This window comes from Streptomyces sp. NBC_00080 (assembly GCF_045041255.1).
Classification (GTDB): Bacteria; Actinomycetota; Actinomycetes; order Streptomycetales; family Streptomycetaceae; genus Streptomyces; species Streptomyces coriariae.
Genome location: NZ_CP108235.1, coordinates 6,553,994 through 6,576,393, shown reverse-complemented (window position 1 = coordinate 6,576,393; position 22,400 = coordinate 6,553,994). Strand labels below are relative to the sequence as shown.

At 69.1% G+C, this 22,400-nt stretch carries 19 protein-coding genes; 6 read left to right on the top strand and 13 right to left on the bottom strand.

Going from position 1 to position 22,400, the window contains the following annotated elements; genetic code table 11:
• Positions 1–73: 73 nt before the first annotated feature.
• Entirely contained in the window at positions 74–1,357 is a 1,284-nt protein-coding gene (locus OHU34_RS29330; RefSeq protein ID WP_142264041.1) for a hypothetical protein, read from the bottom strand.
• Between the two features lie 49 nt (positions 1,358–1,406).
• Complete coding sequence (locus tag OHU34_RS29325) at positions 1,407–3,611, bottom strand: transglycosylase domain-containing protein (protein ID WP_200839908.1); 2,205 nt, start codon at positions 3,609–3,611, stop codon at positions 1,407–1,409.
• A 285-nt stretch (positions 3,612–3,896) separates the two neighbouring features.
• Here OHU34_RS29325 and OHU34_RS29320 point away from each other — a divergent pair, with 285 nt between their 5' ends.
• A complete protein-coding gene (locus OHU34_RS29320) occupies positions 3,897–4,115 on the top strand; it encodes a zinc ribbon domain-containing protein (protein ID WP_020126904.1) in 219 nt (72 codons plus the stop codon).
• Positions 4,116–4,133: 18 nt separating this feature from the next.
• Here the strand turns inward: OHU34_RS29320 and OHU34_RS29315 are convergent, their stop codons facing one another.
• Genes OHU34_RS29315 through OHU34_RS29305 form a run of 3 tightly spaced genes read right to left on the bottom strand, consistent with a single transcriptional unit; the run spans position 4,134 to position 8,688 of the window.
• Positions 4,134–4,934, bottom strand: a complete 801-nt coding sequence (locus tag OHU34_RS29315; RefSeq protein ID WP_142264042.1) for an HAD family hydrolase — start codon at positions 4,932–4,934, stop codon at positions 4,134–4,136.
• Positions 4,934–7,486 carry a phosphoribosyltransferase gene (locus tag OHU34_RS29310; protein WP_405769062.1) on the bottom strand — a complete coding sequence of 851 codons (2,553 nt, stop codon included), beginning with the start codon at positions 7,484–7,486 and terminating at the stop codon, positions 4,934–4,936. Before OHU34_RS29310 ends, OHU34_RS29315 begins: the two co-directional genes overlap by 1 nt.
• A gap of 26 nt (positions 7,487–7,512) precedes the next feature.
• Complete coding sequence (locus OHU34_RS29305; protein WP_020126907.1) at positions 7,513–8,688, bottom strand: HpcH/HpaI aldolase/citrate lyase family protein; 1,176 nt, start codon at positions 8,686–8,688, stop codon at positions 7,513–7,515.
• A 176-nt stretch (positions 8,689–8,864) separates the two neighbouring features.
• Between OHU34_RS29305 and OHU34_RS29300 the strand changes: the two genes are divergently transcribed.
• Positions 8,865–9,608 (top strand): TerD family protein, encoded by a 744-nt coding sequence (locus tag OHU34_RS29300; protein ID WP_142264044.1) that lies wholly within the window; start codon positions 8,865–8,867, stop codon positions 9,606–9,608.
• Between the two features lie 19 nt (positions 9,609–9,627).
• On the opposite strand, the gene OHU34_RS29295 is transcribed toward OHU34_RS29300, so the two are convergent.
• From OHU34_RS29295 to OHU34_RS29270, 6 genes are all read right to left on the bottom strand, one after another.
• The gene (locus OHU34_RS29295) at positions 9,628–10,365 is read right to left on the bottom strand and encodes a Tellurium resistance (protein ID WP_142264045.1); all 738 of its coding nucleotides are present in this window, start codon (positions 10,363–10,365) and stop codon (positions 9,628–9,630) included.
• Between the two features lie 100 nt (positions 10,366–10,465).
• Complete coding sequence (locus OHU34_RS29290) at positions 10,466–11,614, bottom strand: DUF475 domain-containing protein (RefSeq protein ID WP_142264046.1); 1,149 nt, start codon at positions 11,612–11,614, stop codon at positions 10,466–10,468.
• Between the two features lie 74 nt (positions 11,615–11,688).
• A complete protein-coding gene (locus OHU34_RS29285) occupies positions 11,689–12,264 on the bottom strand; it encodes a TerD family protein (protein WP_142264047.1) in 576 nt (191 codons plus the stop codon).
• A 120-nt stretch (positions 12,265–12,384) separates the two neighbouring features.
• Complete coding sequence (locus tag OHU34_RS29280) at positions 12,385–12,960, bottom strand: calcium homeostasis/redox stress adaptation protein (protein ID WP_020126913.1); 576 nt, start codon at positions 12,958–12,960, stop codon at positions 12,385–12,387.
• 112 nt (positions 12,961–13,072) lie between these two features.
• Positions 13,073–13,540, bottom strand: a complete 468-nt coding sequence (locus OHU34_RS29275; RefSeq protein ID WP_142264048.1) for a peroxiredoxin — start codon at positions 13,538–13,540, stop codon at positions 13,073–13,075.
• A 144-nt stretch (positions 13,541–13,684) separates the two neighbouring features.
• Positions 13,685–14,122, bottom strand: coding sequence for a DUF3052 domain-containing protein (locus tag OHU34_RS29270; RefSeq protein WP_020126915.1), 438 nt, complete (start codon positions 14,120–14,122; stop codon positions 13,685–13,687).
• 405 nt (positions 14,123–14,527) lie between these two features.
• Between OHU34_RS29270 and aceE the strand changes: the two genes are divergently transcribed.
• Together aceE and OHU34_RS29260 are read left to right on the top strand one after the other, a co-directional pair.
• Positions 14,528–17,275, top strand: a complete 2,748-nt coding sequence (gene aceE / locus OHU34_RS29265) for a pyruvate dehydrogenase (acetyl-transferring), homodimeric type (RefSeq protein WP_142264049.1) — start codon at positions 14,528–14,530, stop codon at positions 17,273–17,275.
• A 69-nt stretch (positions 17,276–17,344) separates the two neighbouring features.
• The gene (locus tag OHU34_RS29260) at positions 17,345–18,154 is read left to right on the top strand and encodes a potassium channel family protein (RefSeq protein ID WP_405769054.1); all 810 of its coding nucleotides are present in this window, start codon (positions 17,345–17,347) and stop codon (positions 18,152–18,154) included.
• A 28-nt stretch (positions 18,155–18,182) separates the two neighbouring features.
• On the opposite strand, the gene OHU34_RS29255 is transcribed toward OHU34_RS29260, so the two are convergent.
• Both OHU34_RS29255 and OHU34_RS29250 read right to left on the bottom strand, forming a co-directional pair.
• Positions 18,183–18,488, bottom strand: coding sequence for a small hydrophobic protein (locus tag OHU34_RS29255; RefSeq protein WP_142264051.1), 306 nt, complete (start codon positions 18,486–18,488; stop codon positions 18,183–18,185).
• A 230-nt stretch (positions 18,489–18,718) separates the two neighbouring features.
• Positions 18,719–20,338 (bottom strand): MFS transporter, encoded by a 1,620-nt coding sequence (locus OHU34_RS29250; protein ID WP_230195962.1) that lies wholly within the window; start codon positions 20,336–20,338, stop codon positions 18,719–18,721.
• A gap of 67 nt (positions 20,339–20,405) precedes the next feature.
• Between OHU34_RS29250 and OHU34_RS29245 the strand changes: the two genes are divergently transcribed.
• Together OHU34_RS29245 and OHU34_RS29240 are read left to right on the top strand one after the other, a co-directional pair.
• A complete protein-coding gene (locus tag OHU34_RS29245; RefSeq protein ID WP_142264053.1) occupies positions 20,406–21,032 on the top strand; it encodes a TetR family transcriptional regulator in 627 nt (208 codons plus the stop codon).
• A 129-nt stretch (positions 21,033–21,161) separates the two neighbouring features.
• Entirely contained in the window at positions 21,162–22,379 is a 1,218-nt protein-coding gene (locus OHU34_RS29240; protein ID WP_230195961.1) for an alpha/beta hydrolase, read from the top strand.
• Positions 22,380–22,400 lie beyond the last annotated feature (21 nt).

The window sequence follows — 22,400 nt, the reverse complement described above, 5'->3', positions numbered from 1 at the left end:
GAGGGATGCCGGGAAGGGCATCTTTGCATGGCGTGTGTGGCTGTTGTGAAGAGGGGACCGGGTTGAGGTTTGGTTACTTCACGACGGTCGACCAGTCCGGGTTCTGCGCCGGATCCAGGGTGCGCAGCCGCTCGAGCGTCGCCGGCGTCTGCACGTCCATCCAGTCGGCCAACTCCTGGAAGGACACGCACTTGACGTCCTTCTTGGTGCACACGTTCTCGATGACCTGGTCGACGGACTTCATGTAGATGCCGCCGTTCCACTCCTCGAAGTGGTTGCCGATGAACAGGGGGGCACGGCTGCCGTAGTACACGCGGTTGAAGCCGGCCATGTAGGCGTCGACGGTCTCCTGCTCCCAGGTCGGGTACTGGGCCGCGTCGCCGTCGACCTCGCCGTCGGACTGGTTGTAGAGGAAGTTGAAGTCCATGGACAGGCCCTGGTACTTGCCGCCGTCGTAGGGGAGCAGCTGGAGCGGGAAGTCCCAGATGCCGTTCTTCTTCGTCGGCCAGATCTGGAAGTCACCGGTGGAGCTGGCGTCGTAGCGCCAGCCGTAGCTCTTGGCGGCCTTCAGCAGGTTCGCCTGGCCCTCCAGACAGGGCGCGCGGCCGCCGACGACCGCCTTCTTGAAATCGAAGGGCAGCGGGTCGATGTCCGTGTAGCCGGTGTTGGTCTTCCAGTTCTCCACGAAGGAGTAGAACTGGTCGATCTCGCTCTTCCACTCCTCGACGCTCCAGTCGCCGCCGCCCTTGGCGCCGCAGAAGTGGCCGTTGAAGTGGGTGCCGATCTCGTTCCCCTCCTTCCACGCCTCGCCGAGCTGCTCCAGGGTGGTGCGGATGTGCTCGTCGGTGGGGAAGCTGATGGCCGACGTGCCCTTGGGGTGCTGGGGCGGGGAGTACAGGTCCTTCTTGCTCTTCGGCAGCAGGTAGATGCCGGTGAGGAAGAAGGTCATGTGGGCGTTGTACTCCTCGGCCATCTTCCGGTAGTGCTCGAAGAGGCCGTCGTCGCCCATGAGCGCGCCGTCCCAGGAGAAGACCACGAACTGGGGCGGCTTCTCCCCCGGCTTGAGCGGAACCGCTTTCAGCTGCCCGGTCTGCGGCCCGGTGTACGAGGTGGAGCCGTCCCCCAGGACCTTCGTCTTGCCGTCCCACTCCGGTTCCTTGGTGGCCTCCGCCGACGCCTTCTTGTTCTCCCCCGAGGAAGCGGTCGGCGCGGTGTTCGTCGTGCGGTTGAGCACCAGGTAGCCGGCCACCAGGGACGCGACGACGAGAAGCGCCGCCAGCGTCAGGAACCCCGGATGCGTGGTGGCGGGGTGGCGCGTTGCCGGAGCCTTGCGGCGGCGGCCCGACGGTGACTTCATGTGCGGATCATTCTCCGGATTTCGGGGACGCGGGTGCTCGTCTCGGTGGTCAGCCGAGCGGGCTCATGGCACCTGACCAGATGCCGTAGGGAACGCTGTCGTCGGTCGTGCCGGCGATGCCCTTCAGTGGAAGCGGTTGGAGGCTCTTGCTCAGGTCGATGCGGTAGACGACGACCGCCGTGGACACGGCCTTGGCCGTGCCGACGTACCAGGCCGCGGTGTCGTCCTGGGTCGTGCCGGCCTTCCCCGCCACCTGGCCGAGCGAGCCGGACCGGGCGGCGTTCCCCTGCGAGGCGGGCACGTCGTCCGGGTGGGCGGTGCTGAAGGAGTCCGCGAGCGCGGAGTTGACCTCCTCGGCCACGTCGGCGCCGAAGGCGCGGTCGACGGCCGGGGTGTCCAGGACGAGCTTGGTGCCGTTCTTGGTGATCAGGCGCACCGAGTACGGCTCGGTGTGCTTGCCGCCGGCGGCGAAGGTGGAGTAGCCGCTCGCCATGCGGATCGCGCTGGGTGTGGAGCTGCCCATGGACAGTGCGGGCACCTGTGCCCCGATGCTGGAGGAGAGCAGCCCGGACTTCTCGGCGGTGGCGCGCACCACGTCGAGGCCGGCGTCCATACCGAGCTGCATGAACGGCGTGTTCACCGACAGCTCCATCGCCCGGTGCAGGGAGATCTGCCCGTACGATTCGCCGTCGTCGTTCTTGGCGGCCACCACCTTGCCGCTGCGGTCCCAGTAGGGCCCCTCGGGCGTCTTCACCGGCACCTTGTCGTCGCCGTCGTACAGCGTCTCCCCGGTGACCGGTGTGGTGTCCCCGTCGCGGGTCTTGTGGATCCCGTTCTCCAGGCCCGCGGCGTACACGAACGGCAGGAACGCGCTGCCGGCCGAGACGGTGGTGGCGTTGGACTCGTTGTAGCCCTGCGTACGGTGGTCCGGGCCGCCGTAGACGGCGAGGATCCGCCCGTCGGAGGCCACCGAGGAGGCGCCGTAGTGGGCGGTCTTCGCGTTCTTGGGGTCGTCCTTCAGGGCGTCCTTGCGGGCCTTGGTGACGGCGTCGGTGAGCTGGGTCTCGCGCTTCTTGTCGAAGGTCGTGTAGATCTGGTATCCGCCCAGGTCGAAGTCCTTGTCGGAGATCTTCCCGGCCTTCTTGGCGTACTGGGAGGCGAGTTCCACCAGGTAGTCGGTCTGCTCACCGGTGTCGTACAGCGGGTTGGACTTGAGCGGCTCGGGGAACTTCGTGTACTTGGCGCGCTCGGCCTTCGACAGTTTGCCGATGTCGACCATCCGGTCCAGGGTCCACGACCAGCGCTCCACGGCCCGGGCGCGGTTGGCGGGGTTCAGGGTCGGGTCGTACAGGCCTGCGCCCTTGAGCAGGGAGGCGAGGAACGCGGCCTCGCTGGCGTTGAGTTCGCCGACGTCCTTGCCGTAGTAGGCCTGGGCGGCGCGCTGGATGCCGTAGGTGCCGCGGCCGAACCAGCTGGTGTTGAGGTAGCCCTCGAGGATGTCGTCCTTGCTCATCTGGTTGTCGAGCTTGAGGGAGATCATGGCCTCGGTGAACTTACGGCTCACCGTCTGGTTCTGGTTCAGGTAGACGTTCTTGACGTACTGCTGGGTGATCGTGGAGCCACCCTGGGTGTCGCCCTGGCCGATGGTCCGGAACAGGGCGCGGCTGATGCCCTTGAAGGAGATGCCGGGGTCGCTGTAGAAGCTGGCGTTCTCGGCGGCCAGCACCGCCCAGCGGACGTCCTCGGGGATGTCCTTCAGCGGCATCGCCTGCCGCTGCACCCAGCCGGTGCGGGCCATCGGCGTCCCGTCGGCCCAGAAGTACACGTTGTCCTGCTGGGTGGCGTACGAGTTGATGTTGTCCGGGATGTCGGTGGCCGCGTAGGCGACGACCAGGAACATGCCGCTCAGCCCTATGGACGTGAGGACGCCGCCGAGGCACTGCCGCCAGGAGGGTATCCAGCGCCGCCAGTCGGTACGGCCCGGGCGCGGGTACTGCGGGCGGAGCTTGCGGGCGTAGGGCGTGACACGAGCCACATACGGGGCCAGTACGGCGAGGAGCGGGGCGAGCCGGGGACCCAGAAGCGAAGAAATTCGCACAAAGAGGGAAGGTCGTGGAGCTTTTCTCCGGTTTTTCGACGAACGCGGCTTTTCTTCGTCGCCACCCTCGGACATTTCCGGCATCGCCGGTATGTCCGACACCCGCAGCTGCATGGTCTCGTCCGCCCGGAAGGACGGTGGAACCTTCAACTGCATGGTTTCGTCAGGCTGTTGGGGCTTGTCCCCCTGCCCCGCCTCGCTCACGACGCGTCTCCCTCCGCACTCCGTATTGCTCGCAGGCAGACGTACAGACTTACGAGGGCCTGACATGGTTGCCGTTGACGCGGCCGCAAACCTTGAACCCTCCCGACCTTGGAGTTCAACGCGGCGCTCTCAAATTACCAGCGCTCTTCGCAAATTCTCCACAGAAGAAATCGACAGAAGTGAACAGAGCAGAAACTGCTGACACCACGTCCGAGCATAGGGGCTTAGTCTGACGCCATGCCTCGCTACGAGTACCGCTGCCGGACCTGCGGCGACACCTTCGAACTGAGCCGCCCGATGGCCCGGTCCGCCGACCCCGCCGACTGCCCCGCGGGCCACGACGACACCGTCAAACTGCTCTCCACGGTGGCCGTGGGCGGCACGAAGTCCGCCCCCGCGCCCAAGGCGGGCGGCGGAGGCGGCGGCGGATGCTGCGGCGGCGGATGCTGCGGCTGACCGCCGCCCGGCGAATTCTCAGGAGTTCTTCAGGAACTCCCGCAGGATGCGCTCCCCGGCCAGCACACCCCGCTCGGGCAGGGCGGTGATCGCCGGGGCCGTCCAGGCGGCCTCGGCCAGCTCGCCGTGGCCGGGACGCCAGCCCCGGTCGGCGACCAGCAGCAGGTCGGCGTCGAGCAGCGAGTCGCCCGCCGCCAGCGTCAGTTCCGCGCCGGTGCGGCGGGCCACCTCGCGCACGGCCGCGCTCTTGGTCAGCGGCTTCGGCACGGCGTAGATCTTGCGGCCCTGGAGCGACACGGTCCAGCCACGGTTCTCCGCCCAGGCCGCGAGCTCCTTCACCCACTCCTCGGGCAGCAGCTCGCGCTCCACGACGAGATAGGCGAACAGGTCCTCGGCGACCCGCTGCTTGCGCAGCCAGAACGGGTCCGCCGTCTTCGCCAGGTAATCCTCCACCTCCGCGAGCGGCGCGCACTCTTCGGCCAGCCTGGCCAGCACGCTCGCGTGCCAGTCCTGGTCCGTCGCGCCGTCGACCAGCAGATGGCCGCCGTTCGCGCAGATCGCGTACTTCGGCGCCGGGCCCGGCAGGTTGATGCGCTGGTACTGCTTGCGCGTCCGGGTGGTCGTCGGCACGAACACCGCCCGGTCGCCGAGGTCGGTCAGCAGCTGCGCCGACGTCTCCGTCATGAACGACAACGGCCTGGCCTCGTGCACCTCCACGCACAGCAGCCGCGGCGCCCGCGCGTCCGGCATGGTCAGCGCCAGGGCGGCCGCCGAGTAGATGAGCGTACGGTCGAGATCGCTCGCCACCAGAACCGGCATCAGACCGTCACCGCCTTGCCGTCGGCACCGGTCGCGCCCCGGGTGAACTGCGGGTGGATCAGCCCCACGCAGGTGTACGGCAGGTCGCCGACCTCCTCGACGGGCACCCCACGCTGTCCGGCGAGCAGCCGTACGTGGTCCAGGTCGGCGCCCGCGCCGGCCCGCGCCAGGATCTTCCACGGCACCCGGCGCAGCAGCACCCGGGTGGTCTCGCCGACCCCGGGCTTGACCAGGTTCACATCGTGGATGCCGTACTCCTCGCTGATCCGCTCGACGGCCCGCCAGCCCTCCCAGCTCGGCGTGCGGTCACTGGCCAGCAGCTCCTTCACCGCGCCGCCGACCGCGTCCGCGACCTCGGGGAAGCGGGCGGCGACGGCGTCCAGGAAGGCCACCGAGACGTCGGTGCCGGCGAGCTCGCGGTAGAACTTCGCGCCGTGGAAGTCGTTCGGCCCGACCAGGTCGGCCCGCAGCACGGTCCGCGAGATGAGCCCCGACACGGTCGAGTTGAGGCAGGCGGACGGGATCAGGAAGTCGTCGCGGGTGCCGTACGTCCGCACGCACGAGCCCGGGTCGGCCAGCACCGCGATCTCCGCGTCGAAGCCGGCCGCACCGCCGCCCGCCTCGAACTCCTCGATCGCCGCGGCCAGCTCCCGGGTGATCGCGCCCTTGCCGGTCCAGCCGTCGACGAACACCACGTCACGCGGGTCGTGGTGGGCGGCCAGCCAGCGCAGCGCGTTGGCGTCGATGCCCCGGCCGCGCACGATCGACACGGCGTAGTGCGGCAGGTCGAGGCCGTGCCGGAACTGCGCCCAGCGGCGCATCAGCACACCGACCGGGGTGCCGGCCCGGGCGAGCGAGACGAGCACGGGCCGGGGGGAGCGCTCGGCGATCACCGTCTCCGTGACCACGCCCACGGCCTGCGCGATCCGCGCCGCCGACGTCTCCAGCGCCGCGTGGAACAGCTCCTGGTACTGCTCGCTGGGCTGGTACTCGACGGGCAGCGACTCGGCGTAGTGCGCGCCGCCGCTCTGGATGGCCTCCTCCCGCTCCTCGGTCGGCGCCTCCAGCGTCACGTCCGAGAGGTCCTGGAGCAGCCAGCCGACCTCCTCGGGCGGGTACGAGGAGAAGGCGGGGCCGCGGAGGGGCTCGGGCAGCATGGCGGGTCTCTCTTCCGACAAGGCGGCTGCGTACAGCGGCTCGGGGACGTACGACGGCACGACCGCGAGGACGACGTGCGGGGTGTGCGCGGCGAGCTGGGACAGGAGACCGTCGGGAGCGTGCAGCTCCCGGGTGTCGGCCACGGAGTCCACGACGGCGACGACGGCGTCGAAGCCACTGCCCGCGACGTTATAGGCGTAACGCTCGCCGGGGCCGTCGGCCGGGTCGTCGTGCGCGGGGAAAACGATTCGGCTGCGTATCGCGTAGCCGGGGTCGTCGACGGCGAGGACGGGCGAGCGGGTGGTGGTCGAGTAGCGCACCTCGGCGGCCACCACCTGCTCCAGCTCACGGGCCAGCCTCAGCGGGGCGTACATCAGCTCCTCGAAACCGAGGACAAGGACGCGTGCTGCGTCCTCGGGTATCGCCTCGGCAAGACGGGCCGTCATGGCGGGGAGGGCGGTCTCCAGCCGGGCCCGGTGCTTCGGTGTGAACCCGTGCCGACCGCCGTCGGGGAGGCCGCGGGGCCAGAAGAGGTCCACGCGGGACAGGTGGCCGCGGGGCCGCGTCCGCCGGATGCGGTCGTCTTCCGGGTGCGGGTCCGTCGTGGCTTGTCGCGCGGTTCCCCGCCCACCCGCAGCCGACCGATCGCCGCTCGCGACACCCGCAGCCTCGTAGCGGGCGACCAGCTCCTGGCCCTTCTCCAGCACGCCCTCCGGGAGCCTTACCGTCCCCGAGGCGGCGGTGACCAGGTCGACGCGGGCGCCGATCTCGCGGGCGAAGTCGTCCAGACGGCCCGCGTCCGCCGCCGACCGCATGTCGACGAGGGCGACGACGACGTAGCGCCGCCGCGGATAGCGCTCGTGCAGGGCCCGGATGGTGTTCAGGACCGTGTTGCCGGTCGAGAACTCGTCGTCGACCAGGACCAGCGGCCCGTCCCCGGCCAGCAGCGCCGGGTCCTCCGGCAGCAGCAGGTGCGAGGTCGCGTGCGAGTGGGACTCCTCGAAGCCGCCCGCCTGCGCCACCCCGGCTACCGGGCGGCGGGTGGAGTGCAGGTAGGGGGCGGTGCCGAGGCCGTCGGCGACCGAGTGGCCGAGGCCGGTGGCGGTCTCCGCGTAGCCGAGGACGACCGCCTCGGCCGTCTCCTCGGCGCCCAGCAGCTCACGCACCCGGCGGCCGAGGGCGAACCCGTGGCCGTGCACCACGGACGGCGACTGCGGGACGTGCTTGCCCAGGACGTTGGAGACCAGCAGATGCGCCCGCTTGGGGTTGCGGCGCAGGGCCAGCCCCAGCAGGCCCGTCAGCGCGTCGTCGCCCACCAGCTCGACACCGAGCCGCTCGGCGACCCACGTCCCGGACCAGATCCCGTCGTCCCCGTTGTTCACTGCGTTGTTCATGCGTCCCTTGTGAGTGAGGTGGTTCTTCAGCCGGGTATTCCGGCGGCGAGCAGGTCGACGAAGCTGACGTCCTCGTGCGCGACACCGAAGACCTCGGCGCGGAGCATGGTGCGCTCGGCCCAGGCGCGGTGCGGCTTCACCTCGTTCATCTTGTTCGTGTACTGCGAGCGCAGCACACCCCCGCCGCCGCGTTCCGGCCGCAGGATGTCCGCCGCGTCGCTGTACTCCTCGTGACTGACGACGGACAGCGCGTGCACGGCCGGCACATGCGAGGGGTGGATGCAGGTCTTGCCCAGCAGACCGTTGGCGTGATCCAGGGAGATCTCGCGCAGCAGCCCGTCCATCGCGTGCTCTATCAGCTTCTCGCGCAGCTCGACGGCCTGCCCCTCCAGGAAGGGACTGTGCCGCAACATCGGCTTGAACATGCGCTCGGGAACCCGGAAGTACTCCCACACGGGGCCGGTCACCGTGAACCCGGTGCCGTCGGCCCGGCCCAGCATGTTCACCACGTCGGCGATCACCGAGGCGACGATCTGGACGTCGTAGGCGGTCATGTCGGGCGCTCTGCGCAGCCCGTACGAGGAGCAGAAGTCGGTCACGCCGAGGCGCAGCGCGAGGACCCGGCTGCGGTACTTGTCGACGGCGCGGGCGATGCCCTCCAGGGCGTCCACCCGCGACTCGCGGTACATCAGCTCGGGCGTCTCCAGGACGGGCATGCCGAACAGCCGCCGTCCGCTCGCCGTCTCGGCGCCCGCCAGCGCCTCCAGGAAGGGGATGCCCCGCTCCTCGGTGAACTTCGGGAAGACGAACCCGCTGAGCAGCTCCACGGTGGCCCCGAGCCGCCGGACCAGGTCGGGGATCTGCTCGGGCGTCCGCACCCGGATGAAGAGCAGCGGCAGCTCCGCGCCCTCCGACGCCCTGCGCCCGGCCAGGTCGGCGAACTGCCGGACCAGGTTCTCCTCACCGGCCTCGACGTCCTCGTCTCCGATGGAGTCCTCCAGGCACAGCACCATCGACACCACGCCGCGCCCGGTCTGCTTGACGATGTCGTCCGCCAGCCGGGGCCGGGTGGCCGGGCTGTACAGCGTGGCGCCCAGGGCCGCGGAGAGCAGCCTGGCCGGCGAGTCGGTGTCGAAGACGCACGGCTCCCGGTAGAAGAGGCGCTGTCGCACCTCAGGGGCGAGGTGCCCGAAATGACGCATAAATCTCCCCCGTGGTGCAAGGTAACTCTGTGGATTCGGTATGAGGTGGCCGGTAATAGTACGTAGGGATCCATGTCAGAGGTTCCCACCCGGCATGAATTTCAGGTAACTCGCGGATGAGACTTGCCGTGTACCCCGCGTTGTCGTGAGCAGGCCCGAGAAGGCAGGATGACCGCATGACGCACGCGATGCTGAAGGGGTCGAACGTCCCGCTGAAAGCCACCACGGTACGCGCCGTGCTGCGCTGGACCCCCGGGCAGGGGGTCCCGGACGTCGACGCCTCGGCGCTGCTCCTCGGTCTCGACGGCCGTGTGCGCTCCGACGAGGACTTCGTGTTCTACAACCAGCCCCGGCATCCTTCGGGGAAGGTGTGGCGGCTCGGCAAGAAGCGCGTCGCCGAAGGCCTCACGGACACCATCCAGACAGATCTGTCCGGTGTCGAGGCCGGCGTCGGCCAGATTCTGCTGGTCGCTTCGGCGGACGGCGTGACGTTCGACCGCGTACGTTCCCTCACCATCGTGCTGTACGACGCGGCAGCCGACGGCGAGCCGCTGGCCACGTTCGACATCCGCCCCGAGACGGGCGAGGAGACGGCGCTGATCTGCGGCGAGCTGTACCGGCGCGGCGAGGGCTGGAAGTTCCGCGCCCTGGGCGAGGGCTACTCCAACGGTCTCAAGGGCCTGGCCACCGACTTCGGCATCTCGGTGGACGAGTCGGAGGAGGCATCGGCCGCGGCTCCCGAACCCGCCCCGCAGACTCCCAGCCCCTCCCAGCCCCTGCCGCCCGAGCAGCCGACCTCGGCCGTCCCCCAGCAGCAGCCGGCGTACGGCTACCCTGCCAGTCTGCCGACCTACGGCTACGGCTATCCGGACGGCTCCTTCCGGCTCCCCCCGCAGGGCCCCCAGTTCGTCGGACGGTGAGCCGCCGGGGGTTCGGGCGCTACTTCTCGGCCTTCGCCTTGTAGCCCCGGCCCCACGTCAGTCCCCAGCCGTACAGGCGGTCCAGTTCCGCCTGGAACCCGTAGACGAACCGCACCTCACGGCGCACCATGAGCTCGTCCTTCACGTTCTCGATCATCACCACCGCGCAGGACCGGGCCTGCGGGTGCCGTTCGTCGAGGCCTATCTCGATCCGCGGCCCGTTGCTCGGGTACAGCGTGACGATCGCGTGCGTGCGGTCGAACGCCGGCGTCTGGTCGTAGATGTAGACGAAGACGAGCAGCCGCTTGATCTGTTCCCGGTGGTCGAGGTTGACGTACATCGTCTCGCCGGACGCCGACCCGAACCGGTCGTCCCCGCTCAGCTTCACGTACGGTGCCGCGTTCACGTCCCCCAGCAGGCCGCCCAGCGGCTGGACGACCCCCTTCGTCCCGTCGGCCAGCTCGTACAGGCAGCCGAGGTCGAGGTCGACGTTCACCATGCTCTGGCTGTGTCCGACGACCTCCGGCGGCCGCAGCGCCTTGAAGGGATGCCGCAGCAGGCTCTCCCGCTGCGGTCCGCCGATGTCGGACGTCCGCATCCGCCAGGTCAGGTTGACGCGCAGGTTGCCGGTCGCGGCACCCTGCTTGGTCAGGGAGACCTGATGATGCCGCTTGGTCAGTTCGATCGCGTTGGTTGCCGCGTTGCCCGAGTCGAAGTCGGCGGCCCGGCTGCCCAGGAGCCCGTCGAAGATGCCCATTCCCGCCCCCACGTCCACTGATGAAAACCGGCGGGGCGGCCGGTGGAGGACTCGTCCTCACCGGCCGCCCCGCTCAGAGCGTTCCTCGCTCGAAAGGTGATCACACCCCGGACGAGACCTCAGTCTTCTCGTCCGAGCCCTGGGCTTTTCCCTCGGCCGCCGCCAATGCGCGGTTGCGGCGCACGGAGGACAGGAACGACCACCCGATCAGGACGACGCCGACGAGGCCGGTGATCACCTCGTTGATCTGGTACTGGATGGTGACCATGAGGATCACGGCGAGGGCGCCGATCGCGTAGTGGGCGCCGTGCTCGAGGTACACGTAGTCGTCGAGGGTGCCCTGGCGGACCAGGTACACGGTCAGCGAACGGACGTACATCGCGCCGATGCCCAGACCCAGCGCCATCAGCACGATGTCGTTGGTGATGGCGAAGGCGCCGATCACGCCGTCGAAGGAGAAGGACGCGTCGAGGACCTCGAGGTAGAGGAACATGAAGAACGCGGCCTGGCCGGCCAGGACGACCGGCGACCGCTTCTTGCCGGTGCGCACGGCCTCTTCCTCCTCCTCGTGCTCGCGTTCCTCCTCTTCCTCGAGCTTGTCCTCGAAGTAGCCGGAGAGCCCGCCGACGACCATGTACGTGATCAGACCGGCGATGCCGGAGATCAGCACCGTCTCCGCCTTGTCGGCGTGCGCGCCACCGTGCTGGTGGGCGTGGGCCGCGAAGGTGAAGGAGGTGATCAGCAGGACGATCAGCGCGATGCAGACCGACAGCATGTCGACCTTGCCCAGCTTGGCCAGCGGGCGCTCGATCCAGCGCAGCCACTGGATGTCACGGTCCTCGAAGATGAAGTCCAGGAAGATCATCAGCAGGAACATGCCACCGAAGGCGGCGATCGACGGGTGGGCGTCGGTGACCAGCTGCTGGTACTGGTCCTTGTCGTTGAGCGCGAGGTCGACGGCGTCGATCGGGCCGATCTTGGCACTGATGGCGACGATCACGACGGGGAAGACCAGCCGCATGCCGAAGACGGCGATGAGAACACCGATCGTGAGGAAGATCTTCTGCCAGAAGGCACTCATCTTCTTCAGGATCCCGGCGTTGACCACCGCGTTGTCGAAGGACAGCGAGATCTCGAGGATGGAGAGGATCGCCACGATGCCGAAGGCCTCCCACCCCCCGTAGAAGACCGCTGCGACCAGGCCGAGCGCGGTGACCGCGAACGACCAGCCGAAGGTTTTCAGAAGCACTGGCTACCCAATCGTGTCTGGGGGTCCCCCCAAGCGAAGCTTGGGGGTGGTTCTCCCCCGCGCCGTACTCGGTTTTACGAAACGTTGACTCCGAAGTCTAGAGCGATGCCCCGCAACCCCGACGCGTACCCCTGTCCCACCGCCCGGAACTTCCATTCGCCCTGGTAGCGATAGAGCTCGCCGAAGATCATCGCGGTCTCCGTGCTGGCGTCCTCGCTGAGGTCGTAGCGGGCGAGTTCCTGGCCGTCGGCCTGGTTGACGACGCGGATGAAGGCGTTGGCGACCTGGCCGAAGGTCTGCCCCCGCTCGTCGGCCATGTGGATGGAGACCGGGAAGACGATCTTGTCGCACTGGGGTGGCACCTTGGAGAGGTCCACCAGGAGCGACTCGTCGTCGCCTTCGCCCTCACCCGTGAGGTTGTCGCCGGTGTGCTCCACCGAGCCGTCCGGGCTCTTGAGCTGGTTGTAGAAGACGAACCACTCGTCCCCCATCACCCGCCCGCTGTTGCACAGCAGCGCACTGGCGTCGAGGTCGAAGGGGGCTCCGGTGGTGGAGCGCGCGTCCCAGCCGAGTCCGATCATCACCTGAGTGAGGTTCGGCGCGGCCTTGGACAGGGAGACATTGCCTCCCTTGGCGAGCGTGACGCCCATGATTGCTGGTCCTCCCCTAGGTGGTGCTCAGGTGCTTCCTCATCGGTTGTCCTGCACGTCCGGCGCCGCCCGTAAACGGTGCGGCGCCGGACGGTCGGACCTTCGGTTGCTGCGGGTGGCTCAGACGTTGACGCCGAAGTCCTGCGCGATACCGCGCAGACCCGACGCGTAGCCCTGTCCGATGGCCCGGAACTTCCACTCCGCACCGTGCCGGTACAGCTCACCGAAGACCATCGCGGTCTCGGTCGACGCGTCCTCGCTGAGGTCGTAGCGGGCGATCTCGGCGCCGCCGGCCTGGTTCACGACGCGGATGAACGCGTTGCGGACCTGGCCGAAGGACTGCTGCCGGTTCTCGGCGTCGTAGATCGACACCGGGAAGACGATCTTCTCGATGTCGGCCGGGACCCCGGCGAGGTTGACCTTGATCGCCTCGTCGTCGCCCTCGCCCTCACCCGTGGTGTTGTCACCGGTGTGCTCGACCGAGCCGTCGGGGCTCTTGAGGTTGTTGAAGAACACGAAATTGGCGTCGCTGCCGACCTTGCCGGAGCTGTCCAGCAGCAGCGCGCTGGCGTCCAGGTCGAAGTCGGTGCCGGTCGTGGTGCGGACGTCCCACCCCAGACCGACGATGACCGCGGTCAGGCCCGGGGCCTCCTTGGTCAGCGATACGTTGCCGCCCTTGCTGAGGCTGACTCCCACAAGTCCTCCATTGGTGTCCTGGGGCGGGGAGCCCCTGGTACGTCGGATATCGGATCAACGAGTCGATCCTAGTGACGGGTTCCCGCACCACGCAGGCCCTGGAGCCGAAGAATCACAGGGTGTCGAGCGCGGCGACGTACTCGCCGAGGTCCCGGGCGTCCGGCAGCGCGTTGACGACGGTCCAGCGCACCAGGCCCTCCTTGTCGATGACGAAGGTGCCGCGCACCGCGCAGCCCTTGTCCTCGGCGAAGACGCCGTAGGCGCGGCTGACCTCACCGTGCGGCCAGAAGTCGCTGAGCAGCGGGTACTCCAGGCCCTCCTGCTCGGCGAAGACGCGCAGGGTGTGGATGGAGTCGTTGGAGACGGCGAGCACCTGGGTGTCCCGGTCGGCGAACTTCGGCAGGTTGTCGCGCACCTCGCACAGCTCGCCGGTGCACACGCCGGTGAAGGCGAAGGGGTAGAAGAGCAGGACGATGTTCTTAGGGTTCTCGCCCCCGCGGAAGTCGGAGAGCTTCACGGCCCGGCCGTGGTTGTCCTTGAGCTCGAAGTCGGGGGCCTTGTCGCCGACCTGGATCGCCATCGCCTGGTTGTCCCTTCGGTGGGGCTGTCTGGGTGAGTCCACCCTACGCAGCGACCACCGAAGGGCGCGGGACGGGCTGAGTACGAGGACCCAGCCCGCCCGGCGTCACTTCACAGCACTTGTTCGGACGTCACTCCCTGGACGTCACTTCTTGGACTTCGCGGCCTTGGGCGTCACCAGCCGGCTGCCGCTCCAGTCCTTGCCCACGCTGACGCTCTTGCTGGCCGACAGACCCGCAGTCGTCGAGGCTTCGGAGATGTCGCTCGGCTCCACGTATCCCGTACGGCCGGTCTTCGGCGTCAGGAGGAGGATCGACCCGCCTTCTTCGATGTACGTGGTGGCGTCCACCAGCGCATCCGTCAGGTCTCCGTCATCGTCGCGGAACCAGAGCACCACGGCGTCGGCGACGTCGTCGTAGTCCTCGTCCACCAGATCGCTGCCGATGACTTCCTCAATGGACTCGCGGAGCTCCTGGTCGACGTCGTCGTCGTAGCCGATCTCCTGGACCACCTGCTCGGGCTGGAAACCCAGCCTGACGGCAGGGCTGGTCCGCTCCTCCGCGTGGTCCGCGGTCGCGCTCACGGGTTGCCTCCTGATCATGTTTTGGGGAATTACTCAGCCACGCGCGTGCGCGAAGCATTGGCCGTAGTCCACACGGACGGGACGGATCGCGCAAGTACCCGGCGGTTCGGACCGCCGAAACGGTGACGATCCTGGCCGTGTCGACGCAACTCCAGGCACGCGATTCGGACGGATGGTGACGTACACCACACCTATCTGCCCTGTTTGCGTATTTGAGAACCATCCAAGGGTACGAGATTCGAACGAGTGCCGGTTACCTCGGGGTAGAGATGACGTTTGCGGCCCCTAGGTACACGATGGGGGCGGTGCAGGCACTGGAGAGTCAGCGAGTCACCCCGCGAGGCACCCGCGAGGCGCGAACGAGAAACACCGTCCCACCCAGCCCTCTGACAGGTAAGGAACAGCGTGGCTTCCGGATCCGATCGCAACCCGATCATCATTGGCGGCCTTCCGAGTCAGGTTCCTGACTTCGACCCCGAGGAAACCCAGGAGTGGCTCGACTCCCTCGACGCCGCGATCGACGAGCGCGGCCGGGAGCGGGCCCGCTACCTGATGCTCCGGCTGATCGAACGGGCCCGCGAGAAGCGTGTGGCCGTGCCCGAGATGCGCAGCACGGACTACGTCAACACCATCCCCACCCGGGCCGAGCCCTTCTTCCCGGGCAACGAGGAGATCGAGCGCCGGATCCTCAACGCGACCCGCTGGAACGCGGCCGTGATGGTGTCCAGGGCTCAGCGGCCGGGCATCGGGGTGGGCGGTCACATCGCCACCTTCGCCTCCTCCGCGTCCCTCTACGACGTCGGCTTCAACCACTTCTTCCGCGGCAAGGACGAGGGCGACGGCGGCGACCAGGTCTTCTTCCAGGGGCACGCCTCCCCGGGCATCTACGCGCGCGCGTTCCTGCTCGACCGGCTGAGCGAGCAGAACCTGGACGCGTTCCGCCAGGAGAAGTCGAAGGCGCCGAACGGGCTGTCCTCGTACCCGCACCCGCGTCTGATGCCGGACTTCTGGGAGTTCCCCACCGTGTCGATGGGCCTCGGCCCGATCGGCGCGATCTACCAGGCGCGGATGAACCGCTACATGCACGCGCGCGGGATCGCCGACACGTCGAAGTCGCATGTGTGGGCGTTCCTCGGCGACGGCGAGATGGACGAGCCGGAGTCGCTCGGCCAGCTGACCATCGCCGCACGTGAGGGCCTGGACAACCTGACCTTCGTCGTCAACTGCAACCTCCAGCGCCTGGACGGGCCGGTACGCGGCAACGGCAAGGTCATCCAGGAGCTGGAGTCGGTCTTCCGGGGCGCCGGCTGGAACGTGATCAAGCTGATCTGGGACCGCTCCTGGGACCCGCTGCTCGCCCAGGACCGCGACGGCACCCTCGTCAACCGGATGAACACGACGCCGGACGGCCAGTACCAGACCTACGCCACCGAGTCCGGTGCCTACATCCGCGACCACTTCTTCGGCGACGACCAGCGGCTGCGCGCGATGGTCGAGGGCATGACCGACGACCAGATCCTGCACCTGGGCCGCGGCGGTCACGACCACCGGAAGATCTACGCGGCGTTCAAGGCGGCCGTGGAGCACACCGGCCAGCCGACGGTCATCCTGGCCAAGACGGTCAAGGGCTGGACGCTGGGGCCGAACTTCGAGGGCCGCAACGCCACGCACCAGATGAAGAAGCTGACGGTCTCCGACCTCAAGGGCTTCCGCGACCGGCTGCACCTGCCGATCTCCGACAAGGAGCTGGAGGGCGGCCTCCCGCCGTACTTCCACCCCGGGCGGAACTCGGAGGAGATCCAGTACATGCACGACCGCCGCAAGGGTCTCGGCGGTTACGTCCCGACCCGTGTCGTGCGCTCGAAGCCGCTCGCACTGCCGGACGACAAGACGTACGCGAGTGTGAAGAAGGGCTCGGGTCAGCAGTCCATCGCGACGACCATGGCCTTTGTGCGGCTCCTCAAGGACCTCATGCGGGACAAGGAGATCGGCAAGCGCTTCGTGCTGATCGCGCCGGACGAGTACCGCACGTTCGGCATGGACTCCTTCTTCCCGAGCGCGAAGATCTACAACCCGCTCGGCCAGCAGTACGAGGCGGTGGACCGGGATCTGCTGCTCGCCTACAAGGAGTCGCCGACCGGGCAGATGCTGCACGACGGCATCTCGGAGGCCGGCTGCACGGCGTCCCTGATCGCGGCGGGCTCGGCGTACGCCACCCACGGCGAGCCGCTGATCCCGGTCTACGTCTTCTACTCGATGTTCGGTTTCCAGCGCACCGGCGACCAGTTCTGGCAGATGTCGGACCAGCTGGCGCGCGGTTTCGTGCTGGGTGCGACCGCCGGCCGGACGACCCTGACCGGTGAGGGCCTCCAGCACGCGGACGGCCACTCGCAGCTGCTCGCCTCGACGAACCCGGGCTGTGTCGCCTACGACCCGGCGTTCGGCTTCGAGATCGCGCACATCGTGCGGGACGGTCTGCGCAGGATGTACGGCAGTTCCGCCGAGCACCCGCACGGTGAGGACGTCTTCTACTACCTGACCGTCTACAACGAGCCGATCCAGCACCCGGCCGAGCCGGACGACGTGGACGTCGAGGGCATCATCAAGGGCGTCCACCGCTTCAGCGAGGGCACCTCGGGGGCGATCCCTGCGCAGATCCTCGCGTCCGGTGTGGCCGTCCCCTGGGCGGTCGAGGCGCAGAAGATCCTCGCCGAGGAGTGGAACGTCAAGGCGGACGTCTGGTCCGCCACCTCCTGGAACGAGCTGCGGCGCGAGGCCGTCGAGGTCGAGCGGCACAACCTGCTGCACCCGGAGGAGGAGCAGCGGGTGCCGTACGTGACGCGGAAGCTGGCCGGGGCCGAGGGGCCGTTCGTGGCCGTCTCGGACTGGATGCGGTCGGTCCCCGACCAGATCGCGCGCTGGGTGCCGGGCACGTACCAGTCGCTGGGCGCGGACGGCTTCGGCTTCGCGGACACCCGGGGAGCGGCTCGCCGCTTCTTCCACATCGACGCGCAGTCGATCGTGGTGGGGGTGCTGACCGAGCTGGCCAAGGAGGGCAAGGTCGACCGGTCGCTGCTGAAGCAGGCCATCGACCGGTACCAGCTGCTGGACGTGTCGGCGGCGGACCCGGGGGCGGCCGGAGGCGACGCGTAGCGCTCGGCGTGCGAAGGGGTGGTGGAGCCGCGGCTTCACCACCCCTTACTCGTTCTTTACGATGCGGGCATGCAAGAACAATCGGCGCAGAGCCGGTGGGAACTCTGGACCCAGCGCCCGTTGCTGGGCCTCGCCGTGGTGTTCGCCGTCGCCTACGCCGTGCCGATCGTGGACACCTCGGCCGACCACACCCTGACCGCCGCCTGCACCGCGGTCGAGTGGGTCGTGTGGGGCGCGTTCGCCGTCGACTATGTCGTCCGGCTGGCGCTGACGTCCGACCGGCGGCGGTTCGTGCGCACACACTGGCTGGACCTGTGCGCGGTGTTGCTGCCGTTGGCGCAGCAGCTCAAGCTGCTGCGGCTGGTCTCGACGCTGCTGCTGGTGGGGCGGCGGGCGCGGATGGCCTCGCAGATCCGGATGACGACGTACGTCGTGGGGGCGGTCGTAGGGCTGCTGATGTTCGGGTCGCTCGCCGTGCTCTCGGTGGAGCGGGAGTCGCCGGACGGGAACATCCGCACGCTGGGTGACGCGCTGTGGTGGTCGTTCACGACGATGACGACCGTGGGGTACGGGGACCACGCGCCGACCACCGGACTGGGGCGGATCATCGCCGTCGGGCTGATGCTCTCGGGGATCGCGCTGCTCGGTGTCGTGACCGCGAACATCGCCGCGTGGTTCATCGCCCGGTTCGACAAGGACGACCTCGAGGAACGCGCCCGGACGGAGGCGATCCTGGCCCTGACGCAGGAGGTACGGGCGCTGCGGGCGGAAGTGGCGGCGCTGCGGGGCGGGTCCGGAGGGGCCCTGCGGGACGGGCCGGAGGGGGCGCTGCACCCCGGGTCCGCGCCCGCCGTGCCGACCCACCAGCCGTCCCGGTAGGCCGCAGGGCGGGGGGCGAGGGGCGGCGCTACAGCAGCCCGTTGCCCGTGCCGGCCGCTCCCGCCAGCCAGATGAGTGCCAGCAGGGTGTCGATCGCGCCGAGGGCGACGGCGACCAGGGCCGGTACCGGGCGGGAACCCGCCCAGCTGCGGCCCATGGCCAGCCAGCCGCAGACGATCGCCGCCGGGCCGAGGATGATCCCCAGCGCGAAGAATCCGGCGACCGCGCAGACGAGGCCGACGATGCCGAGCGTCGCGCGATCCGGCCCGGTCCGTGACCCCATGCGGCCACGTGAGCGGGGGTACCTGCGCGTGCCGTTTCCGAAGTCGGCCATCGAACAACTCCCTGGATTCCGGGGATGTGTTGTTCTTCGGGTACCCGCGACACGCGGAACATTCCCCGCAGTTGCCGGGCAGTCGGCGCGCTGTCCCCCTCCGGCAGCGCGCCGCGGCCCTGGCCGTCCTCCCATCCGGAGGACTTGACTAACTGTGACCTGCGGCGCGTGCCGGATGCGAGGAACCTTTAGCGTTGTCACCCTGATAGGGGAAAGTTGTTGAAGTTCCGTCAGATATGACCCACGCCCGCGCCCGCTTCCGCGTTCTCGCCCCGCTTGGTGAGCAGCGCGACGAACACGGCGACGACCGCGACCCCGGCGGCGACCAGCGAGGCGAGGCTCATCCCGGAGATGAACGTGTCGTGGGCAACGTCCGTGATCTTCGCGGCGATCGCTTCGGGGGTGCCCTTGGCCACCGGCGCCACGCCGACCTGGACCGCCTCGGAGGCCTGGTCCAGCTGGGCGGGGGTGAGCTCGGGCAGGCCCGCGCCCTTCCAGTTGGCGGGCAGGTCGCCGTCCACCTTGGAGGCCATCACGGCGCCCAGGACGGCCGTCCCGAGGCTGCCGCCGATCTGCATGGCCGCCTGCTGGAGGCCGCCCGCGACGCCGGACAGCTCCATGGGGGCGTTGCCCACGATGACCTCCGTCGCGCCGACCATGACGGGGGCGAGACCGAAGCCCAGCAGGGCGAACCAGATCGACATGAGACCGCTGCCGGTGTCCGTCTCCAGCGTGGACATGCCGTACATGGCGATCGCGGTGGCGGCCATACCGCCCGCCAGCGGGATGCGCGGGCCGAGCCTGGTGATCGCCGCGCCCGCGAGCGGGGAGCCGACGATCATCATGCCGGTGAGCGGAAGCAGGTGCAGACCCGCGTCGATCGGGCTCATGCCGTGCACGTTCTGGAGGTAGAACGTCACGAAGAACAGGCCGCCCATGAAGGCGATCGCCATCAGGACCATGAGGACCACACCCGCCGACAGCGGGACCGAGCGGAACAGCGCCAGCGGGATGAGCGGCTCCTTCACCTTCGTCTCCCAGAAGGCGAAGGCCGCGAAGAGCACCGCGGAGCCGACCAGGAACGCCCAGGTCAGGCCGTCGGCCCAGCCCCAGGTCGGCGCCTTGATCAGGGCCCAGACCAGGCAGAACATCGCGCCCGAGAGGAAGGCGATGCCGAGGAGGTCGAAGGAGCGCGGGGCGTTCTCGGCGCGGTGGTCGAGCAGGATCACCACGCCCAGGACCAGGGCGAGGGCGCCGACCGGCACGTTGATGAAGAACACCGACTGCCAGTTGACGTGCTCGACGAGGACACCACCGAGGATCGGGCCGCCGGCGGTGGACGCGCCGATGACCATGCCCCACAGGCCGATGGCCATGTTGAGCTTCTCGGCCGGGAAGGTCGCGCGCAGCAGACCCAGCGCGGCCGGCATCAGCAGGGCGCCGAACAGGCCCTGGAAGACGCGGAAGGTGACGACCAGCGCGATGCTGTCGGAGAGGCCGATCGCGCCGGAGGCGGCCGCGAAGCCGACGACGCCTATCAGGAACGTCTGGCGGTGGCCGAAGCGGTCACCGAGCTTGCCCGCGGTGATCAGGGAGACCGCGAGGGCGAGGAAATAGGCGTTGGTGATCCACTGGACCTCGGCGAAGGTGGCGCCCAGGTCGCTGGCGATGGCCGGGTTGGCGATGGCCACGATGGTGCCGTCGAGGGCCACCATCATGACGCCGACGGCGACGGTGATGAGGGTGAACCACGGGTGGCCGCGCAGCCCCTTGGCGGGCGGCCCGTCCGACGGGTCCGCCGGCGCCTTGCCGTCCGGTCCCGTCGCGTCGATGGTGGTCTGACTGGTCATGCGTTCGAGGTTAGTGACAGCCGCTGACAATTGACAAACGAGTTCAGAAGTCGGTAACTGACACATCATGGAAACTCTGCGTGAGCGCAAGAAGCAGCGCACCCGGGACGCGCTGCTGCGCGCCGCCGTGGAGCTGTTCACCTCGCAGGGCTACGAGGGCACCACCGTCGACGAGATCGCCGCCGCCGTCGACGTCTCGCAGCGCACCTTCTTCCGCTACTTCGCAGGGAAGGACGAGGCCGCGCTCGCCCTGGTGGAGATGACGGTGGAGCGGTTCGTCGAGGCGGTGCGCGCGCGCCCGCAGCACGAGCCGCCGCTGGAGGCGCTGCGCCAGGCGGTGCTGGAAGGCTGGTACTCGATCAACGAGGTCGTCGAGTCCGTCGTACCCGTGCAGCTGTATCTGCGCATGTACCGCGTGATCGAGTCGACGCCGGTGCTGCTCGCCGCGCATCTGCGACGCTCGGTGGAGGTGGAGGAGGACCTCGCGCGGGTGATCGCCGAGCGCGAGGGGCTCGACGTGGACGCCGATCCGCGGCCACGGCTGGCGGTGGCCGTGTTCAGCGGGGTGATGCGGGTGACCGAACGGCAGTGGTCCACCGGCGCGGACTTCAGCCTGGACCGGATCCGCGCGCTGACTTCCCTGTATCTCGACGGGGTGGGTCCCGCCCTGCTGGGAGACTGGCGCGAGGCCTGACGGACATACGCGAGACCTGGCGGACATAGAGGCCTAAAGGCCTTTATGACCCATGCCACGTCCATCGAAACGTGATCCCCGTCACTTGGGTCACCCGAGACCCTCTCGTTCTCCTAGTGTGTCCTTTCAGTGACTTCCTTCGACACCTCCCCGCAACTCAACGTCTGGCGCGCACTGGCCGCCCTGGCCGTGGTGTTCGTGATGCTGGCGACCACCGGCTGGACGGCCCTGCGCCACCAGCGGGAGACCACCGCGCTGCAGACGTCGCGCTCGGAGTGGGAGCACGGCGTGCTGGCCGGGCACCGGTTGCCGGACCCCGGCTCCGCCCCCGCCCGGCTCGCGCGCTTCTTCGCCTCGCTGACCGCCCCGCAGCGCACCGTGCTCGTGCACGACTACCCGCTCGCGGTGGGCAACATGAACGGCGCCCCCGTCGAACTGCGCTACCGCGCCAACCGGGTGGCGCTGCTCCAGCAGATCCGGCTCGAGCGCACCCGCATGCACGACAACCGGCTCACGCCCTCGGGGCAGCAGCTGGCCGGCCGACGCATGCACCGCTACGAGTCGATGACCACCGCCGACCGGCAGATCCTCGCCTTCGATCCGGAGGGCTCCGGCCGGGTCGCCGAGGTGTTCGGCAGCCTCGACAAGGCCGAGCGGATCTCCGTCGTCGTCCCCGGCGTCGACACCGACCTGCTCACCTTCCAGCGCACGAACCGCAAGTACTCGGCGCCGGTCGGCATGGCCCAGGCCCTCTGGTCGGCCGAGCGCGAGGCGAGCCCCTCGACGCCCACGGCCGTGATCGCCTGGGCCGACTACACCTCCCCCGACGGCCTCGGCATCGACTCGGCCACCGCGATGCGCGCCGAGAGCGGCGCCGTCCGGCTGAACGCCCTGCTGACCGCCCTGCCGGGCAGCGCGCCCGTCTCGATGTTCTGCCACAGCTACGGCTCGGTGGTGTGCGGGGTCGCCGCGCACGCCATGCCGGACCGGGTGGCCGACATCGCGGTGGCCGGCAGCCCCGGGATGCGGGTGGAGAACGCGGCCCAGCTCGACACCGACGCCCGGGTGTGGGCGATGCGGGACGCCGACGACTGGGTGCAGGACGTGCCGCACCTGGAGGTCGGCGGTCTCGGACACGGCGAGGACCCGATGGCGCGGGAGTTCGGCGCGCGGGTGCTGTCGGCGCGGGAGGCCAAGGGCCACGGCGGCTACTTCGAACCGGGTACGGACAGCCTGCGCAACTTCGCCCGGATCGGCACTGGCGCGTACCGCTCGGTGGAGTGCGCCCACGATGATGCCGCCTGCACGGCGGGTTTGTCCGATACGACAGAGGCCGGACGCGCGTAGAGACGCAGGAATTGCGGCGCG

Excerpts from the sequence above, each read along its gene's own strand:
- OHU34_RS29325 (WP_200839908.1), bottom strand. The coding sequence starts at position 3,611 with ATGCAGTTGAAGGTTCCACCGTCCTTCCGGGCGGACGAGACCATGCAG.
- OHU34_RS29310 (WP_405769062.1), bottom strand. The coding sequence starts at position 7,486 with ATGAACAACGCAGTGAACAACGGGGACGACGGGATCTGGTCCGGGACG.
- OHU34_RS29250 (WP_230195962.1), bottom strand. The coding sequence starts at position 20,338 with ATGACCAGTCAGACCACCATCGACGCGACGGGACCGGACGGCAAGGCG.
- OHU34_RS29300 (WP_142264044.1), top strand. The coding sequence starts at position 8,865 with ATGACGCACGCGATGCTGAAGGGGTCGAACGTCCCGCTGAAAGCCACC.
- OHU34_RS29330 (WP_142264041.1), bottom strand. The coding sequence starts at position 1,357 with ATGAAGTCACCGTCGGGCCGCCGCCGCAAGGCTCCGGCAACGCGCCAC.
- OHU34_RS29305 (WP_020126907.1), bottom strand. The coding sequence starts at position 8,688 with ATGCGTCATTTCGGGCACCTCGCCCCTGAGGTGCGACAGCGCCTCTTC.
- OHU34_RS29275 (WP_142264048.1), bottom strand. The coding sequence starts at position 13,540 with ATGGCGATCCAGGTCGGCGACAAGGCCCCCGACTTCGAGCTCAAGGAC.
- OHU34_RS29260 (WP_405769054.1), top strand. The coding sequence starts at position 17,345 with ATGCAAGAACAATCGGCGCAGAGCCGGTGGGAACTCTGGACCCAGCGC.
- OHU34_RS29255 (WP_142264051.1), bottom strand. The coding sequence starts at position 18,488 with ATGGCCGACTTCGGAAACGGCACGCGCAGGTACCCCCGCTCACGTGGC.
- OHU34_RS29320 (WP_020126904.1), top strand. The coding sequence starts at position 3,897 with ATGCCTCGCTACGAGTACCGCTGCCGGACCTGCGGCGACACCTTCGAA.
- OHU34_RS29245 (WP_142264053.1), top strand. The coding sequence starts at position 20,406 with ATGGAAACTCTGCGTGAGCGCAAGAAGCAGCGCACCCGGGACGCGCTG.
- OHU34_RS29295 (WP_142264045.1), bottom strand. The coding sequence starts at position 10,365 with ATGGGCATCTTCGACGGGCTCCTGGGCAGCCGGGCCGCCGACTTCGAC.
- OHU34_RS29285 (WP_142264047.1), bottom strand. The coding sequence starts at position 12,264 with ATGGGCGTCACGCTCGCCAAGGGAGGCAATGTCTCCCTGTCCAAGGCC.
- OHU34_RS29315 (WP_142264042.1), bottom strand. The coding sequence starts at position 4,934 with ATGCCGGTTCTGGTGGCGAGCGATCTCGACCGTACGCTCATCTACTCG.